The sequence below is a fragment of the Marimonas lutisalis genome (assembly GCF_005434965.1).
Lineage (GTDB): Bacteria > Pseudomonadota > Alphaproteobacteria > Rhodobacterales > Rhodobacteraceae > Marimonas_A > Marimonas_A lutisalis.
This window is the reverse complement of the sequence record NZ_SKCI01000001.1, coordinates 1562320-1579380: the sequence shown is the minus strand read 5'-3', so window position 1 is coordinate 1579380 and position 17061 is coordinate 1562320. Positions and strand designations below refer to the sequence as shown.

The 17061-nt window shown below is 64.1% G+C and carries 18 protein-coding genes; 7 read left to right on the top strand and 11 right to left on the bottom strand.

Features of this window, described 5'->3' with window-relative positions:
* Positions 1–47 precede the first annotated feature (47 nt).
* Together E0501_RS07550 and E0501_RS07545 are read left to right on the top strand one after the other, a co-directional pair.
* Positions 48–1217: a pyridoxal phosphate-dependent aminotransferase gene (locus tag E0501_RS07550; protein WP_137700689.1), complete on the top strand. Its 1170-nt coding sequence runs from the start codon at positions 48–50 to the stop codon at positions 1215–1217.
* Between the two features lie 11 nt (positions 1218–1228).
* Positions 1229–2173, top strand: coding sequence for a 2-hydroxyacid dehydrogenase (locus tag E0501_RS07545; protein WP_137700688.1), 945 nt, complete (start codon positions 1229–1231; stop codon positions 2171–2173).
* On the opposite strand, the gene denD is transcribed toward E0501_RS07545, so the two are convergent.
* The 6 genes from denD to E0501_RS07515 are packed head-to-tail and all read right to left on the bottom strand — an operon-like array spanning position 2170 to position 8208.
* Positions 2170–3141: a D-erythronate dehydrogenase gene (gene denD / locus E0501_RS07540; RefSeq protein WP_137700687.1), complete on the bottom strand. Its 972-nt coding sequence runs from the start codon at positions 3139–3141 to the stop codon at positions 2170–2172. The genes E0501_RS07545 and denD overlap by 4 nt on opposite strands.
* Positions 3138–4028 (bottom strand): sugar kinase, encoded by an 891-nt coding sequence (locus E0501_RS07535; RefSeq protein ID WP_407943404.1) that lies wholly within the window; start codon positions 4026–4028, stop codon positions 3138–3140. Before E0501_RS07535 ends, denD begins: the two co-directional genes overlap by 4 nt.
* Before the next feature lie 32 nt (positions 4029–4060).
* Positions 4061–5191, bottom strand: a complete 1131-nt coding sequence (locus E0501_RS07530) for a fumarylacetoacetate hydrolase family protein (protein WP_137700685.1) — start codon at positions 5189–5191, stop codon at positions 4061–4063.
* Positions 5192–5204: 13 nt separating this feature from the next.
* Positions 5205–6581, bottom strand: coding sequence for an FAD-binding oxidoreductase (locus tag E0501_RS07525; RefSeq protein WP_137700684.1), 1377 nt, complete (start codon positions 6579–6581; stop codon positions 5205–5207).
* Positions 6578–7177, bottom strand: coding sequence for a LysE family translocator (locus E0501_RS07520; protein WP_137700683.1), 600 nt, complete (start codon positions 7175–7177; stop codon positions 6578–6580). The genes E0501_RS07525 and E0501_RS07520 overlap by 4 nt, the downstream gene beginning before the upstream one ends.
* Positions 7177–8208, bottom strand: a complete 1032-nt coding sequence (locus E0501_RS07515; RefSeq protein WP_137700682.1) for an L-idonate 5-dehydrogenase — start codon at positions 8206–8208, stop codon at positions 7177–7179. Before E0501_RS07515 ends, E0501_RS07520 begins: the two co-directional genes overlap by 1 nt.
* Before the next feature lie 123 nt (positions 8209–8331).
* On the opposite strand from E0501_RS07515, the gene E0501_RS07510 reads away from it, so the two are divergent.
* Genes E0501_RS07510 through E0501_RS07500 form a run of 3 tightly spaced genes read left to right on the top strand, consistent with a single transcriptional unit; the run spans position 8332 to position 10971 of the window.
* Positions 8332–9093 (top strand): SDR family oxidoreductase, encoded by a 762-nt coding sequence (locus tag E0501_RS07510; protein WP_137700681.1) that lies wholly within the window; start codon positions 8332–8334, stop codon positions 9091–9093.
* A gap of 37 nt (positions 9094–9130) precedes the next feature.
* Complete coding sequence (locus tag E0501_RS07505) at positions 9131–10051, top strand: NAD(P)-dependent oxidoreductase (protein ID WP_137700680.1); 921 nt, start codon at positions 9131–9133, stop codon at positions 10049–10051.
* 29 nt (positions 10052–10080) lie between these two features.
* Entirely contained in the window at positions 10081–10971 is an 891-nt protein-coding gene (locus tag E0501_RS07500) for a phytanoyl-CoA dioxygenase family protein (protein WP_137700679.1), read from the top strand.
* Positions 10972–10994: 23 nt separating this feature from the next.
* On the opposite strand, the gene E0501_RS07495 is transcribed toward E0501_RS07500, so the two are convergent.
* From E0501_RS07495 to E0501_RS07480, 4 genes are read right to left on the bottom strand one after another with little or no spacing between them, the layout of a single operon-like run.
* Positions 10995–11693: an RraA family protein gene (locus E0501_RS07495; RefSeq protein ID WP_137700678.1), complete on the bottom strand. Its 699-nt coding sequence runs from the start codon at positions 11691–11693 to the stop codon at positions 10995–10997.
* A 12-nt stretch (positions 11694–11705) separates the two neighbouring features.
* The gene (locus E0501_RS07490) at positions 11706–12035 is read right to left on the bottom strand and encodes an AzlD domain-containing protein (RefSeq protein WP_137700677.1); all 330 of its coding nucleotides are present in this window, start codon (positions 12033–12035) and stop codon (positions 11706–11708) included.
* Positions 12032–12745, bottom strand: coding sequence for an AzlC family ABC transporter permease (locus E0501_RS07485; protein WP_137700676.1), 714 nt, complete (start codon positions 12743–12745; stop codon positions 12032–12034). Before E0501_RS07485 ends, E0501_RS07490 begins: the two co-directional genes overlap by 4 nt.
* Positions 12742–13218 carry a hypothetical protein gene (locus E0501_RS07480; protein WP_137700675.1) on the bottom strand — a complete coding sequence of 159 codons (477 nt, stop codon included), beginning with the start codon at positions 13216–13218 and terminating at the stop codon, positions 12742–12744. Before E0501_RS07480 ends, E0501_RS07485 begins: the two co-directional genes overlap by 4 nt.
* Before the next feature lie 105 nt (positions 13219–13323).
* Here E0501_RS07480 and E0501_RS07475 point away from each other — a divergent pair, with 105 nt between their 5' ends.
* Positions 13324–15105 (top strand): IlvD/Edd family dehydratase, encoded by a 1782-nt coding sequence (locus E0501_RS07475; protein WP_137700674.1) that lies wholly within the window; start codon positions 13324–13326, stop codon positions 15103–15105.
* A gap of 35 nt (positions 15106–15140) precedes the next feature.
* On the top strand, positions 15141–15878 hold the full coding sequence (locus tag E0501_RS07470) for an SDR family oxidoreductase (protein ID WP_137700673.1): 738 nt from the start codon (positions 15141–15143) through the stop codon (positions 15876–15878).
* A 3-nt stretch (positions 15879–15881) separates the two neighbouring features.
* Here the strand turns inward: E0501_RS07470 and E0501_RS07465 are convergent, their stop codons facing one another.
* Complete coding sequence (locus E0501_RS07465; protein WP_137700672.1) at positions 15882–17015, bottom strand: mandelate racemase/muconate lactonizing enzyme family protein; 1134 nt, start codon at positions 17013–17015, stop codon at positions 15882–15884.
* Positions 17016–17061: the final 46 nt, after the last annotated feature.

The window sequence follows — 17061 nt, the reverse complement described above, 5'->3', positions numbered from 1 at the left end:
TACCAAGGTCGGATATCCAGGCTCCGAGTCCGGAAAGGGAACTCTGAATGACGGAACTGAAATTCGCAGAAAGCCTGTCGCGTTTGGGCACGGAATCCGCCTTCGTCGTGCTCGCACGGGCACAGCAGCTGGCCGCGCAGGGCCGCGACATCATCAACCTTGGCATCGGCCAGCCCGACTTCAAAACCCCCGACCATATCGTCGAGGCCGGGATCAAGGCGCTGCGTGACGGGCATCACGGTTATACGCCGGCCAACGGCCTGCCGGCGCTGCGTGAGGCGGTCTCGGCCGACCTGCACCGGCGTCATGGGGTCGAGGTGAACCCCGACAATGTCGTCGTGGTTCCGGGGGGCAAGCCGACGATGTTTTTCGCCGTGCTGATGTTTGGAGAACCCGGCGCCGAGATCATGTATCCCAATCCCGGTTTCCCGATCTACGAGTCGGTGATCAGATACAGCGGCGCCACGCCCGTGCCGATCGCGCTGAAAGAGGAAAACGGTTTTGCCTTTTCCGCCGAGGAGGTGCTGGGCCAGATCACCGACAAGACAAGGCTGATCATCATCAACTCGCCCGCAAACCCCACTGGCGGCGTGACCCCGCGCGAAGAAATCGATAAATTGGTCAAGGGCTTGCTGGATCATCCTCATGTGGCTCTCATGTCGGACGAGATTTATTCCAACATGCTCTACGGAGGGCGTGAACATGTCAGCCTGCTGCAATATCCCGAGATCCGCGACCGGCTGATCATGCTGGATGGCTGGTCCAAGACCTACGCGATGACAGGCTGGCGGCTTGGCTATGCCGTCTGGCCTGACGCCTGTGTCGATCACGTAACCAGGCTCTGCATCAATGACCATTCCTGCGTGAACGCGGCAACTCAGTTTGCCGGGATTGCCGCGCTGGAAGGGCCGCAGGACGCCGTGCATGACATGGTGCGCCAATTCGATGCCCGGCGCGAAATCATCGTGCGCGAACTGAACGCGCTGCCCGGCGTGCGCTGTGCCGATGCGGCGGGCGCATTCTATGCCTTCCCGAATATCGAGGGCACGGGGATGAGCGCGAAAGAGGCGCAGGACCGGTTCCTCGATGAGGCCGGCGTCGCCACGGTGGCTGGCACCTCATTTGGCGCCTGGGGCGAGGGATACCTACGCTTTTCCTATGCCAACTCGGCCGAAAACATACTGGAAGCGCTGTCGCGCATCCGCAAACTTCTGTGAAAGGACGCGCCATGAGTGAGACGCAACTTGTAATCGTCGGAGCCTTCACCGACGAGGAGCGCGCGCGGCTGGAGGGTGCCTTTCCCGCCGTCTATGTCAGCGGCCCCGACGAAATCGTGGCGCTGGACGAAGCAACGCGCGCCAGCGTGAAGGCGGTGGCCTTCAAGGGGCACAAACCCTTTGGCGGCGGAGCGATGGACGCGCTGCCCGGGCTGGGCCTGATTGCGAATTACGGCGTGGGCTATGATGCGATCGATGTCGCGGCGGCCAGCGCACGCGACATCAGGGTAACGAACACGCCCGACGTGCTGAACGATGACGTGGCCGACCTGGCCGTGGCCATGCTGATCGCGCAATGCCGCACGATGATGAAAGGCGAGGCGCATGTGCGCTCGGGTGCCTGGGCGCGGGATGGGGAAATTCCGCTTAATCGCAAGGTGTCGGGCTCGACTGCGGGAATCGTCGGCCTGGGCCGTATCGGGCGCGAGATCGCGAACCGGCTTGCGGCATTCAAGATGGAGATCCACTATCACTCCCGGTCGGAAAAGGACACGCCGGGCTGGACCTATCACGACGATGTCGTGTCGCTGGCCGAGGCGGTGGACTTCCTGGTGGTCGCCCTGGTGGGCGGTCCGGAAACCCAGGGCTATGTCACGCGCGAAGCGATCGACGCGCTCGGGCCGCGCGGTGTGGTCATAAACATCTCGCGCGGGACCACGGTGGATGAAAGCGCGCTTCTGGACGCGCTCGAGGCCGGGCGGATCGCCGGGGCAGGGCTCGACGTTTTCCTGAACGAGCCCAATATCGATCCTCGCTTCCTGGTGCTCGACAACGTGGTGCTGCAACCCCACCAGGGCTCGGGCTCGGTCGAAACGCGCCGGGCCATGGCGGAACTGCAGTTGTCAAACGTGCAGGCCTTCCTCGACGGGCAGGAGCTTTTAACGCCCGTAAACTAGGCGCCACCCGGCGCGATGTCGTCTTCGAGGAAATAGCGGATATTGTCTTCGAAGCTTGCATCCGCCTCCAGCCCGAGCGCCTCGGCCTTGTCGGCGCGCACATCCATGCGCCATCCTTTCAGGATCGGCTCGATCTCGGGCTGTTTCTCCCAGGTAATGCGGGTGGCAGGCTCGGGCCCGGCAACGGCTGTCATGGCGTCGATCATCTGCTGAATTGTCCAGACCCGTCCGGGCATCACCATGCAGCGGTTCTGACCGAGGTCCTCGGCATGTAACTCGGCACCCTTTATCAGGTTTTCCACGCATTTCCGGGGGCTTAGGTAGTAGTGGTTAAAGTCGGGATCGACTGGACAATTGGCGCTCTGGCCCTGCAGCGGTTCGCGGAAGATCGACGACATGAAGCCCGAGGCGGCCCGGTTCGGTTTGCCAGGGCGCACCGAGATCGTCGGCAGGCGGAAGCCGCGCCCGTCGATCAGACCACGGCGCGAGAAATCGTTGACCAGCAATTCGCCGATGGCCTTTTGCGCGCCATAGGATGTCTGCGGGTTGAGCGCGGTATAGTCGGAATAGGGCTGCGGCACGTCGCCGCCATTCACCGCGATGGAGGAGGTAAAGACCAGCACCGGCTTCGTGCCCAGTTCTCGGCACCGCTGCAGCACGTTGAGCGTACCCATCATGTTGATGTTCAGCCCGGCGTCGAGATCTTCCTCGGCATGTGCAGAGACGATGGCCGCCAGCAGGTAGATCACGTCGGTATCGGCGTCGATCGTCGCCGCTACCGAGGCCGGATCAGCGATGTCGCAGCGGGTGGTTTCGACCGTGCATGACGCCTCGACCGGGGCCGGATCGACGATATCAGCCAGCACAAGCGTGTCGATGGCCGCGCCGCGCAGCGTGCCACGCGCGGCCAGTGACCGGGCAAGTTTCTGGCCGATCAGGCCGCCACCACCGATGATAAGAACCTTCATGTCGTGTCTCCCTTGTCGAATAGAGCAGGGGCGAGCGCCCCGCGTGTCATGATCACCTGCGAGGCGAGCCGGGCTGCTTGTGCAACTGCATCGGCCAGACCGGCCCCCTGCGCCCGTGCCGCCAGAAACGCCGCGCCGAAACTGTCGCCCGCGGCGGTGCTGTCGACGGGCCGCGCCACGGCTGGCGGGGCGTGGCGCACCATTCCCTCCTTCGCAGACCAGGCGGTGCAGGTCTGCTGGCCGTTTTTCACGACCACGGCACTGGCCCCGGCCTCGCGATAGCGGGCAATCGTGTCATCCGCACGGGTGTCGCCAAAGGCCAGTTCTTCTTCGTCCAGCGATGGCAACACCGTGTCGGCCACCGCTGCGCCTTGCATTAGGCCCGCGCGCATCGCCTCGGGTCCGGGCCAAAGCCGTGGCCGAAGGTTGGTGTCGAACGCGATGTGGCTGCCCGCCATACGCGCCCGGGCGAGGGCGTCGCAGAATGCATTGCGCGCAGTATCGTCCAGGATGGCAAGGGTGATACCGGAAAAATAGATGATCTCCGCCCCCGCAAGCGCGTGATCTAGCGCTTCCAGATCGTCGGCCAATGTGCGCGCGGCGGATTGTCCGCGCCAATAAGAGAAACTGCGCTCACCGTCCTTCAGCTGGATCATGTAGAGCCCCACGGTGCGGTCCGGAACGCGGCGCACGAGCGAGGTGCCGACACCCTCGCGCGCCATGAAGTCGATCATGTCGCTCGATACGCCATCGGTGCCCACGGCGCTGAAATAGTCGACGGCCCAGTCTTCTGGCAGAAGCCGGCGCGCGTACCAGGCGGTGTTGAACGTGTCCCCGGCGAACCCCATGGCATAAAGCCCGTTTTCCGCGGGCGCCATTTCAACCATGATCTCGCCGATCGAGAGAAACCGTTTCGCGCTCAAAGCAGCCCCCGACCGGCTAGATTACGCATCAGCGCGGCGGTGCCGAAGGTCCATTCCGGGCAGTCCGTGGACAGCTTTACGGTGTTGCGCAACTCGCCCAGTCGCGGCTCGGTGATGGTGACGACATCGCCGGTTTTGTGGGTGAAGCCCTGTCCGGGCGCGTCGCGGTCCTGCACCGGGGCGAAGAGCGTGCCGAGGAAAAGCATGAAACCGTCGGGATACTGGTGATGCCGCCCGATGGTCTGCGCCACGATGTCGGCGGGCCTGCGGCTGATTTTGGTCATCGAGGAATGGCCGTCCAGTACGAACCCGTCTTCGCCTTCGACACGCAGACACAGTTCGGCGCGTTCCACGTCGGCCATGCCGTAGCCATCATCGAAGACACGCAGAAATGGCCCGATCGCGCACGAGGCGTTGTTGTCCTTCGCCTTGCCCAGCAGAAGCGCAGAACGTCCTTCGATATCGCGCAGGTTCACATCATTGCCCAGGGTCGCGCCCTTGATTTCGCCGCGGGAATTGACCGCAAGAACGATCTCGGGCTCGGGGTTGTTCCAGGTCGAGATCGGATGCAGTCCGACATCGGCGCCCCATCCGACGGCGGCCATCGGCTGGCACTTGGTGAACACTTCCGCATCGGGGCCGATGCCCACCTCCAGGTAGGCCGACCATAACCCCTCGGCCTGCAGCACGCGCTTGACCTCCATCGCTTTTTCGCTTCCGGGCTCGATCCCCGACAGCGTGTCGCCGATGGCTGCCTGCACCTTGCGGCGGATCGCATCGGCACGGTCCGGGTTGCCCGCGGCCTGTTCCTCGATCACACGCTCGACCATCGACTCGGCGAAGGTGACACCGCTGGCCTTGACCGCCTGCAGGTCGCAGGGCGGCAGGATCGCCATATCGGAGGATGCGATTAGGTCCGACAACAGGCCCAGATCCTCTCCCCCGGCGGATCGCAGATAGGCGGGCAGGTCCTCGCGCTCCAGAAGATCTCGCAGGGTAGGGGTATCCCGGCTGGTGATGTCCAGCACGCGATCGCCTTGCAGCAGGACAATGGCCGGGCCAATACCGGGGCGATCGATCCGCCCGACGAAGAAAGCATCCGGCTCGGGGTTGGAGAAGGGCAGCATGGACGGGCTCCTCTCAGGCGTTGGCGGGCAACAGTTTGCCCGGGTTGAGAATGTTGTTCGGGTCAAACCCGGCCTTGATCCGGCGCATGAAACCCAGCGCATCGCCGTGTTCGGCGGCCATGTGCTGCCGCTTGCCGATGCCGATACCATGTTCGCCACTGACCGTGCCGCCCAGCCGCAGCCCGGTTCTGGCCAGTTTGTCGGTAAACTCCTTCGCGCGGGCCATCTCTTCGGCGTCTTCGGGGTCGACACTCAGGCCGGCATGGAAATTGCCATCGCCCACATGGCCCACGATGGTGCATGTCAGGCCCATCTCGCGCGCATCGGTCTGCGCCTGCACGACGGCTTCGGCCAGCCGCGAGATCGGCACGCAGACATCCGTGGGCCAGATGTGCTTGCCACGCCCCAGCGCGGCGCTGGCATAATGCGCGTCATGCCGCATGGCCCAGAGCGCATTGCGATCTTCGGTCGTGGTGGCTGTGCGAAAGGCCTCGGCGCCGAACTCGTCGGCGATTGTGCCAAAGGTGTCCATCTGGTCGGCAACGCCCGCGGTCGAGCCGTGAAACTCCAGGAAAAGATGCGGCTTTTCCGGCAGTCCGGCGTGGGAATAGGCGTTGAATCCACGCACCATCATCTCGTCCAGAAGCTCGATCCGCGCCATCGGCAGGCCCGCCTGGATCGTGGTGATCACGCAGTTGACAGCGTCTTCCACACTGTCGAAACGGCAGGTGGCGGCGGCGGTCATCTCGGGGATGCCATGCAGCCTGACCGTCAGTTCGGTGATGATCCCCAGCGTGCCTTCCGATCCGATCAGCAGATGCGCAAGATCATAGCCCGTCGAGGACTTGCGCGCCTTCGTGCCGGTGCGGATGACCGTGCCGTCGGCCATCACCGCCTCCAATGCCAGCACGTTTTCACGCATGGTGCCATAACGCACGGCAGTGGTGCCGCTGGCGCGCGTTGCGGCCATCCCGCCCAGCGAGGCATCGGCGCCCGGATCGACCGAGAAGAAGAGCCCGGTCGCGCGCAGTTCTTCGTTCAGAAACTTGCGGGTCAGGCCAGGCTGCACCACGGCATTCATGTCTTCGGCATTGACCGCCAGAACCCGGTTCATCCGCGCCATGTCGAGGCTGATGCCACCCGCCCGGGCAAGATGCTGGCCCTCAAGTGAACTGGCCGCACCATAAGCGGTGACCGGACAGCCATGCGCATTGCAGATCTTCAGGATCTCCGAAACTTCGGCGGTGGTTTCCGGATAGGCCACCGCATCAGGCGGCATCGCCGCATAGTAGGTTTCGTTCTGTCCGTGCAATTCTCTCTCGGCCATGCTCGTCGACAGGCGGTCACCCAGCAATCCGCTCAGCTCTGAAAGGGCGGTCTCATGGTTCATGACTGGCGCAAACCTGCAAGAATGGCCAGCACGACAACCGCGAGCATCGAGGCCGCCATCAGGTAATTGATGCGCCGATGCGCGTCTTCCGACAGGTTCAGCCGGTGCAGCGTGGCCCCGGCAAAAAGCCAGCCCAGGTGGATCGGGATCCAGATCGCGTTCGAGATCACCAGCTTGGCCAGAGTTTCGAACATCAGATTGTCGGGGGCAAAGGGAAAACCCGCGAAAAACGTCGTGTTGACGGCATAGGCCTTGGGGTTGATCGCTTGCAGCAGAATGCCTGCGGTGACGCCGGGCGCGGTCTTGGCCTCGATGAAGGCGATCTTCGATCCGGCAAAGGCGATCTTCGTGGCGAGATAGAGAAGGTAGGCGGTCGAAGCCACCATCAGCACGATCCGGATAACCGGCACCGACAGCACGATTGCGGCCACGCCGGTGATCACGGCCAGCGCTACAAGGTTGGTGCCGATAAAAAGCCCCAGCACATAGCGCAACCCCGCGCGAAAGCCATAGCCCGAGCCGACACCAGCGGTCGACAGAACCCCCGGCCCGGGCGTGATGATCAGAAAGAAGACCGCGGCGGCGAATGTCAGCATCAGGTGAACTCCAGTTGCACTTTCATCGCTTGCGACCGGTCTGCCGCCGTATCAAAGGCTACCTGGAAGTCCGCCAGCGGAAAGCTGTGCGTCAGCAACGGTCGCACGTCGATCAAACCTTTTTGCATCATCGCAACGGCGGTTGCGAATTCCTCGTGAAAACGGAAGGAACCGCGCAGGTTCAGCTCTTTCGCGGTGATCTGCATCATTGGTACTGCCATGTCGCCGGAAAGGCCCAGCTGCACCACCGTGGCGCGCGGGCGCAACGCCGGGATCGCACCGCGCAGCGCCTGCTCCGCACCGGAGCATTCGAAAAGCACGTCAAGGCATCCCTTGCCGCCGGAATAAGGCGCCAGCGCATCCGGTGTCGTGGCCGTGTTGAGCGTCACGTCGGCGCCCGCCTGACGCGCGAAATTCAGAACGTTGTCGGCAATGTCGGTGGCGATGATCTCTTCGGCGCCGGCGCGGCGCGCGGCCAGGATCGCCAGTACGCCGATCGGGCCGCAGCCTGTCACCAGAACGCGCCGGCCCACAAGATTGCCGGCCTGGCGCAGCGCGTGCAGCACCACCGCCAGCGGTTCCGCCATCGCCGCCTCGGCCGGGTCAAGGTCCTCGGCGCGCACGCATTGGCTCGCATCGGCGATCAGCCATTCGCGAAAAGCGCCCTGGATATGCGGAAACGGCATCGCGGAGCCGTAGAAGCGCATGTTCAGGCATTGGTTCGGCAATCCACGCAGGCATTCGCCGCAATGCCCGCAGGGCCGCGAAGGGGAAACCGCCACGAGATCGCCCTTTGCCAGACCGGTAACGCCTTCGCCCAGCGCCTCGACATAGCCGGCCACCTCGTGGCCCAGGATCATGGGTTCTTTCAGGCGCACGGTGCCAAAGCCGCCATGCAGGTAGTAGTGCAGATCCGAACCGCAGATTCCGCCGCGGGCCAGCCGGATCGCCACCTTGCCCGGTCCGGGATCGGCGCTGTCACAGGCCGACAGGCGAAGGTCACGCGCCGCGTGGGCGTATAGCGCTTTCATCGGTGGGGCCTCCCGTGCATCGACGGCTTGCAACGCCGTCAAAATGGTATACCATTTTCGCAATCAAGGCCGCTCGGACGGGGAATGTCAACCGTCCGCAAACCACGCGGCAGGGGAGGGATCATGCAGCTCTTCGATCTCAGCGGCCGGCGGGCCCTGATCACCGGGTCGTCGATGGGAATCGGCTTTGCGCTGGCACGCGGATTGACGCAGGCAGGCGCCTCCGTGGTGCTGAACGCGCGCGATTCAGCACGGCTCGACGCGGCGGCAGAAACATTGCGCGGCGAAGGCGCCTCGGTCGAAGCGCTGGTCTTCGATGTCACCGACGCAGCGGCCGTGCGCGACGCCGTCGACGAGTTCGAGGCTAAGCACGGCGCCATCGATATCCTCGTTAACAATGCCGGGATGCAGCACCGCACCCCGCTCGAAGACTTCCCGGTCGACGCCTTCGACCGGCTGATGCGCACCAATGTGAATTCGGCCTTCTATGTCGGCCAGTCGGTAGCGCGGCACATGATCGGGCGTGGCGCCGGGCGGATCATCAATATCGCGTCGGTCCAGTCGGCACTTGCGCGGCCGGGTATTGCGCCCTACACGGCCTCCAAGGGCGCGATAACCAATCTGACCAAGGGCATGGCGACCGACTGGGCGCGACACGGCCTCAATTGCAACGCCATAGCGCCGGGCTATTTCGACACCCCGCTCAATGCGGCGCTGGTGGCCGACCCCGAATTCTGCGCATGGCTGGAAAAACGCACGCCAGCAGGACGCTGGGGCAGGGTCGAGGAACTGGTCGGCGCCTGCGTTTTCCTGGCGTCCGAGGCATCAAGTTTTGTCAACGGCCACACACTTTACGTGGATGGCGGGATCACCGCTAGCCTTTAGGCACGAACTGGAATCTGAATCGAGGGAGAAGATGGATATGAGCGATAAACCCGTGGTGGGCTTCATCGGCGTGGGCCTGATGGGCCATGGTATGGCCAAGAACATCCTGCAGGCGGGCTATCCGCTGATCATCAAGGGGCATCGCAACCGCACGCCGGTGGAAAGCCTTGTCGGCATGGGCGCCACCGAAGCGGCCAGCCCGCGCGAGATGGCCGAGAAATGCGACATCATCCATCTCTGCCTGTCGAACTCGCCCCAGGTGGAGCAGGTCATCCGCGGCGAGGACGGCATCCTCGCCGGCGCGCATGACGGCCTGGTCGTGATCGACACCACGACGGCCGATCCAACGTCGACCATGGCGCTCGCCGTCGATCTGGCGGCAAAGGGCGCGGCGATGGTCGACGCACCGCTCGGGCGCACCCCGAAAGAGGCCGAGGAAGGCACGCTGGATGCCATGGTGGGCGCCGATGCGTCCGTGTTCGAGCGCGTGCAGCCGGTCATCGATACCTGGGCCGGCTCGATCACCCACATGGGGCCTGTCGGCACCGGCCACAAAATGAAACTGCTGATGAACTTCATCTCGATGAGCTATGGCGCGCTTTTTTCCGAAGCGACGGTGCTGGCGGCCAAGGTGGGTATCTCTCCTGCCCAACTGCGCGAGGTGATCGCCCCCAGCCGGATGGGCTGCGGCTTCTTCGACACGTTCATGAGCTATGTCGTCGACCGCAACCGCGACGCGCATAAATTCGCCATCGCCAATGCTGCCAAGGACCTGCGCTATGTCAACGCGATGGCATCCGATGCAGGGGTGGTAAATATCATGGCCGCCGCCGCGCGGCATTACTACACCCATGTCGAGGCGATCGGCGCTGCCGATGACTACGTGCCGATGCTGTCTGATCACGTGGGTCGTCTCAACGGTCTTGATATGGAAGAGGTCACCAAAAAGGACGCCTGAGGGCGTCCTTTTCCTTTCGGAGGAAAGACATGCTGAGCGACGCGCAAAAAGCCTTCTACCAGGACAACGGCTACCTGATGGTCGAAGATGCCGTCACGCCTCAGCAATTGGCGCGCTTGCAGGAGATTACCTACCGGCTGATCGACGCATCGCGGGATGTCGGCGAAAGCGACGAGGTCTATGACCTCGATAAGGGCCATTCGCGCGACACTCCCCGGCTGACGCGGATCAAGCTGCCACACAAGCGCGATCCCTGTTTCTGGGAAATCCTGGCGCAATCGCAGGTCACCGAGGTGCTGACCGATCTTTTGGGGCCCGACACATCGATTATCACATCAAAACTCAACACCAAGGCGCCGGGCGGCGGGGCCGCTGTGGAATGGCACCAGGACTGGGCCTTCTATCCGCACACGAATGACGATCTCCTGGCCTTTGGCCTGATGCTCGAGGACGTGGACGAAGCAAACGGACCACTGATGGTGATCCCGGGTACGCACAAGGGTCCGTTACTCTCGCATCATATGAACGGCGTCTTCGCCGGCGCCATTGATCCCGACGATCCGCTTTTTCAGCGTGACAAGGCTGTCACCCTGACTGGCAAGGCCGGCAGCATGACGGTGCATCACTGCCGCACATTGCACGGGTCGGCCCCGAATGTCAGCGACCGGGCGCGCCTGATCTTGTTCTATGAATGCGCTTCAGCCGATGCCTGGCCGATCCTCGGCGCGTCAAGCTATATTCACGAACTGGGCCAGCGGCGTTTCTGGGCCGATCTGCAGGATCGCATGGTCACCGGGCAGCCCTGTCTTGAACCGCGTCTCGAACAGGTGCCGGTCCGCATGCCTCTGCCGCCGGCGCCCGACAATAGCTCGATCTTCAAGACCCAGGAATCGGCGGGCGCCAGAAGCGCTTTCAGTTGACCTGCGGTTGGCCCGCGCGCTGTTCAGTCGATCTCGACCGCGCGCCCCGCGGCCAGCATCTCGTCCAGGTCCAGCGGAGACCGGAAGCCGTCACCGACCTTGGTCTCGAGATCGGCTTCAAGCGCGCGCACCTTGGCCAGTGTCGCGATGACCGCGTCGATGCGGGCGAACGGCACCACGACCACCCCGTTGCAATCGGCCACGATCAGGTCGCCGGTGGCCACGGTGACGCCACCAATCACGGCGCTGCCGCCAACGCGGCCCGGGCCGTTGCCATAGGGCGAGTTGGGGTTCAGCCCCGTGCACCAGGCGGGCAGGCGGACCTGCAGAATGCCTTCGAAATCGCGCATTGGCCCATCGGTGACGAACCCGGCCGCGCCTGCGTTCTTCATCATTCCCAGCACCTGGTCGCCCGCGGCCGAACAGCCCTGCCAACCCGAGACCGACGACACGATCACGTCGCCCGGCTGCGCCAGCGTTGCGGCGGCCAGGGTGGCCAGGATCTCGGCCGGGCCGTTCTCGGCCACCAGCGCGGGGCCCGCGGCATGCATCTGCGGATCTACCCGCCCGCCAACCGGCGCGATGGCGGTCTCCAGCGCGCCCATGCCGTCCATGGCGTCACAGACAAAACCGGTCGGCACGCCGCGAAAGGCGTCGATCTGCGCTTGCGTGGGGCGCGGGCGGTTCTTCACGATGGTCAGGATAGGGGGTTCTTCGATCATGTTGGGACCTTTCTAGATCTGTCCGGTGAGAAATTGCACGAAATAGAGCATGCCCATCCCGGCGATGATCGCGCCGATGACCGAGCCGTAAAGACCGGCGAGCAGGGCGGCAGCCGCGGCGATCAGGCGGGCAGGGTCGGGGTTGCCCCCCGTCGCCTCGGGCCAGAGGACGAGCGGCGTGAACAGCGCGGGAAAAACCGCGACGCCGATATACTTGAGATGCAGCAGCACGACGGGCGGCAATTCGCGCCCGCCTAGCAGGCCAAGGAAGGAAAACCGGATCAGGAAGGTGCCGATGCCCAACAGCACGGTCAGAAGCCAGAAGGTCGTGTCCGAAATCATGGCGCTACCCTATCCGCCCTGCGACGCAGAAACAGTTCCATCTGTGCACCCACCAGCATGCCGATCGTGGCCGCGATGATCAGCCCAAGGCTCCAGGGCACCCAGGTAAAGGCCACGGCGGCCAGCGCAGAGACCAGTGCCGCCACGATATGCGGCAGCGAGCGCAACAGCGGCGCCAGCAGGGCGATGAAACAGACCGGCACCGCGAAATCCAGCGACAGTCCCGACGGTAACGCCTGGCCCACCAGCGCGCCGATCAGGGTAAAGCCATACCAGAACGGGCAGATCAGCATCATGCAGCCAAAGTAATAGGCCACCTTGACATGGGTCGGCATGGCCGGGTTGTCCTCGTAGGTGCGCACCGCCACGGCAAAGGCCTGATCGACCATCAGATACGCCATCAGTGCCCGCAGCCCCAAAGGCGCGTGCCCCAGGTGCGGCACCAGCGCGGCGGAATACATCGCCATGCGCAGGTTGACCGCCAGCGCGGTCAGCAACGCGATGATCACGGGTGCGTTCTCCTGCAACAGCGCAAGAGCGGTGAATTGCGATGCCCCGGCGATGACCAGCACCGCCATCGACATCGTCTGCAGCACATCCAGACCGGCATCGCGCGCGACAACGCCAAACAGCATCGAATAGGGCGCGACGATGATTATGAAGGGCGCACAATCGCGAAATCCGCGCCAGAAGGCCTGGGACTTGGTCATGGCAGGTCCTGCGAACGCCAAAGCAACCGGACATAGGCGATTCCCGAGGCAGCAGCGGTGCAGCGGTCCTTGTCGCGCTGGATGGTTTCGACGGGCGTCCGCCCAAGCAGGGCGAGCTCTTCGGCCCGGTCGCATTGGGTCAGCCCGGCGAGTAGGTCATACTTGACCTCGATCCCGGCAATTGCAGCGATCTTCTCGGGCGCCGTGTCGCGGATATGCGCCATGTGCGCGGCGATGCCCTTGGACCAGCTGTCATGCGCGCTGCGAAAACACTGGCTGGCAAGCGATGGCGCATCCGCCGGCATCGCCAGGCAATCGCCCATGGCTTCGGCCACGCAGGGCGCGGGCAGGGTGTCCTCGGCCGCATGCCGTGCCACGCAAGCCTTGACCGCGGCAAGGTCGATCTCGGCGCGCGCGGTCAGCGGAAGCGCCGCGCAGAACGCTGCCGAGCACAGAAACCGGGATATCTTCATTGCCGCTCCTCCTCTCGGCATGAATCCACTTGCATTTGGTATACCAAATTGGAAACCTGTCACAAGACTGACGAGGTGCCGTGCCGCACGGAAGGGAGGACAGCCATGACAGATACTCGCGCGAACAAGAAATTCCGCTCGCAGGAATGGTTCGACAATCCCAACAACCCAGGCATGACGGCGCTCTATGTCGAACGCTACCAGAACCAGGAATTCACGCGCGAAGAATTGCAGGGCGGGCGGCCGGTGATCGGCATCGCCAACACCGGGTCCGATATCGCGCCCTGCAACAAGATCCACGTCTTCCTCATGGACCGGATCAAGGCCGGCATCCGCGAGGCCGGGGGCATCCCGATGGAGTTCCCGGTGCACCCGATCCAGGAAACCGGCAAGCGGCCCACCGCCGCGCTGGATCGCAATCTTGCCTATCTCAGCCTGGTCGAGGTTCTGCATGGCTATCCCATCGACGGCGTCGTGCTGACCACGGGCTGCGACAAGACCACCCCGGCGATGCTGATGGGCGCCGCCACGGTCGATCTGCCGGCGATCGCGCTCAATGGCGGTCCGATGCTCGATGGCTGGTGGAAGGGCAAGCGCGCGGGCTCCGGCACGATCGTCTGGGAAAGCCGTCGGCTGCTGGCCGAAGGCAAGATCGACTACGAGGAATTCATGTCGCGCGTCTGTTCCTCGGCGCCCAGCCTCGGGCATTGCAACACGATGGGCACCGCCAGCACGATGAACGCCATGGCCGAGGCGCTCGGCATGTCGCTGACCGGCAATTCCGCCATTCCCGCCCCGTTCCGCGAGCGCATGGCAATGGCGTTCGAGACCGGCAAACGGATCGTGCAGATGGTCTACGAAGATCTCAAACCCTCCGACATCCTGACCCGCGAAGCCTTCGAAAACGCCATCGTCGTCAACACCGCGATCGGCGGCTCGACGAACGCGCCGCCGCATCTGCAGGCCGTGGCGCGCCATATTGGCGTCGATCTGAACGTGCGCGACTGGGAAACCATCGGCTATGACGTGCCCTTGATGGTCAACATGCAGCCGGCCGGTGAATACCTGGGCGAAAGTTTCTTCCGTGCCGGCGGCGTGCCGGCCGTGATGGCCGAACTGATGAAGGCCGGGCGTATCCATACCGGCGCGATGACCGCCACCGGCAACGAAATGGGCGCCAACCTCGCGGGCTGTGAAAGCCTCGATACCGACGTCATCACCCCCTATGACAAGCCGCTGCGCCAGAATGCGGGCTTCAAGGTGCTGTCCGGTAATCTCTTCGACTCGGCGCTGATGAAGACCAGCGTGATTTCGCCGGATTTCCAGAAACGGTTCCTGTCCGAGCCGGGCAACGAAGGCGTGCTCGAAGCCCGCGCCATCGTGTTCGAAGGCCCCGAGGATTACCACGACAGGATCAATGATCCCGCGCTGAAGATCGACGAGCATTGCATGCTCTTTATCCGCAATGTCGGCTGCGTGGGCTACCCGGGCAGCGCCGAGGTGGTCAACATGCAGCCGCCCGATGCGCTCATCAAGGCGGGCATCAATCACCTGCCCACGGTGGGTGACGGCCGCCAGTCGGGCACATCCGAGAGCCCCTCGATCCTCAATGCCTCGCCCGAATCCGTGGTGGGCGGCGGGCTTGCCTATCTGCAGACCGGCGATCAGGTGCGGCTTGACCTGAACGCGGGAACGCTCGATGCGATGGTCGACGATGCCGAATGGACCCGCCGCAAGGCCGACTGGAAAGAGCCCGAGATCGTGAACCAGACACCCTGGCAGGAGATTTACCGCACCCATGTCGGCCAACTGGCCGATGGCGGGTGCCTGGAACTGGCAACAGCCTATCAGAAAGTCGGCCGCGACCTGCCGCGCGATAACCACTGATCCGGTAAAACGGGCCCATCAAGGGGAAGGACAGAATGGAAAAAAGCATCATCATCACTGGCGCGGGCCGCGGCGTGGGCAAGGCCTGCGCCGAGCTGTTTCTGGAAGAGGGCTGGCGCGTGGGCCTCGTTGGCCGCACCGGGGCCGCGCTTGAGGATGTCGCCGCCGGGCACGAGCGCGCACTCGTGCTCGAATGCGACGTGACCGAAGACGCGGCCGTTGCAGGCGCGTTCCAGCGCGCCATGGGCGCGTGGGGGCATCTCGATGCGATTTTCAACAATGCCGGCGTGTCGCTGCCCTCGGCCACCGTGGACGAGATCGAGGTCGACGCCTGGCGACAGCTGATCGACATCAACCTCACCGGCTCGTTCATCTGCGCCAAGCATGCTTTCGCGATCATGCGCGCTCAGGACCCGCAGGGCGGACGGATCATCAACAATGGCTCGGTGTCGGCCTATGTGCCCCGCTGGGGCTCGGCAGCCTATACCGCCTCGAAACACGCGATCACCGGGCTGACCCGCTCGATCAGTCTCGATGGCCGGCCCTTCAACATCGCCTGCGGTCAGATCGACATCGGCAACGCGCTCACCGACATGGCGCAGAAGATGACCACAGGCATGCCGCAAGCCGACGGCTCCATCAAGGTCGAGCCGGTCATGGACGTGCGCCACGTGGCCAGTTCGGTGCTGCACATGGCCTCGTTGCCGCTGGACGCGAATGTGCAGTTCATGACCGTTATGGCCTCGGCCATGCCCTATATCGGTCGCGGCTGACGCCTAGTCACCCACGCTCCACCGGGCCAGCGCCTCACGGTCGATCTCGATGCCCAGGCCCGGGCCATCCGGAACGGCAACACGCCCGTTTTCACAGGTGATGGGCTGTTTCAGGATCGCCATGCGGAACGGGTTTGGCGTGCGGTCGAATTCAAGCCACGGGTCCGACGGCGCATGGCGCTGCGGGGCAGGGGGCAGGATGGCCAGCATCTGCAACGATGCCGCCACCGTGACCCCGGTGCCCCAGACATGCGGCACCAGCCGCACACCCGCAGTTTCCGCCATCGTCGCGATCTTGCGCATCTCGGTAATACCACCACAGCCCGCCACGTCCGGTTGCAGGATGTCCACCGCGCGCGCGTCCAGCGCCTGCGCATGCGCATAACGCGTGTGCCAGGTCTCACCGCCGGCCACTGGAATGGGCTGCCCTCGGCGCACGTCCTGATAGGCGGCCAATTGCTCGGGCACGACCGGCTCCTCGAACCAGGCGATGTTCTGGTCGGCCACCGCGCGTCCCAGGCGGATCGCCTCGACCGTGTCATAGCCATGATTGGCGTCGATCATCAGGGCCCGCTCAGCGCCCAGCACGGCGCGCGCCGTGCGGATGGCGGCCACGTCGATCTCATGGCCGTAGCCGATCTTGATCTTGGCCGCGCCGAACCCGTCGGCGACGTGTTGCGCCATCTCCTCTTCCAGCGCCGCGATCCGGTCGCGCCCGACCTGCCGGAACCCGCCGGTGGCATAGGCCGGCACGCTGTCGCGATAGGCGCCGCCCGCCAGCACGTGCACCGGCACGCCGAAATGCTTGCCGGCAATATCCCACAGCGCGATGTCGATACCCGATTGCGCCGTCACGCTCAGGCCCCGTTGACCCTGGTCGCGGAACTGGTTGTAGATCAGCGTCCAGATCGGCTCGATCGCCAGCGGATCGCGCCCCAGGATCAGCGGCGCCATGGCGGCAACGGTCGCGGCGTTCGGACCGGCAGGCCCCAGGCATTCACCCCAGCCCACGGTGCCATCGTCACAAGCGATCTCGACCAGGCAGGCCCAGCGGTCGGTAAAGGTGGAAAACGCGCTTTCAAACGGCTGGTCCAGCCGGTGATGCAGGATATGGGTCTTGAGGTCGGTGATTTTCATCCTGGGTCTTTCGCTCGGGCAATAGGCTGCTAGGCTGCCTCCATCA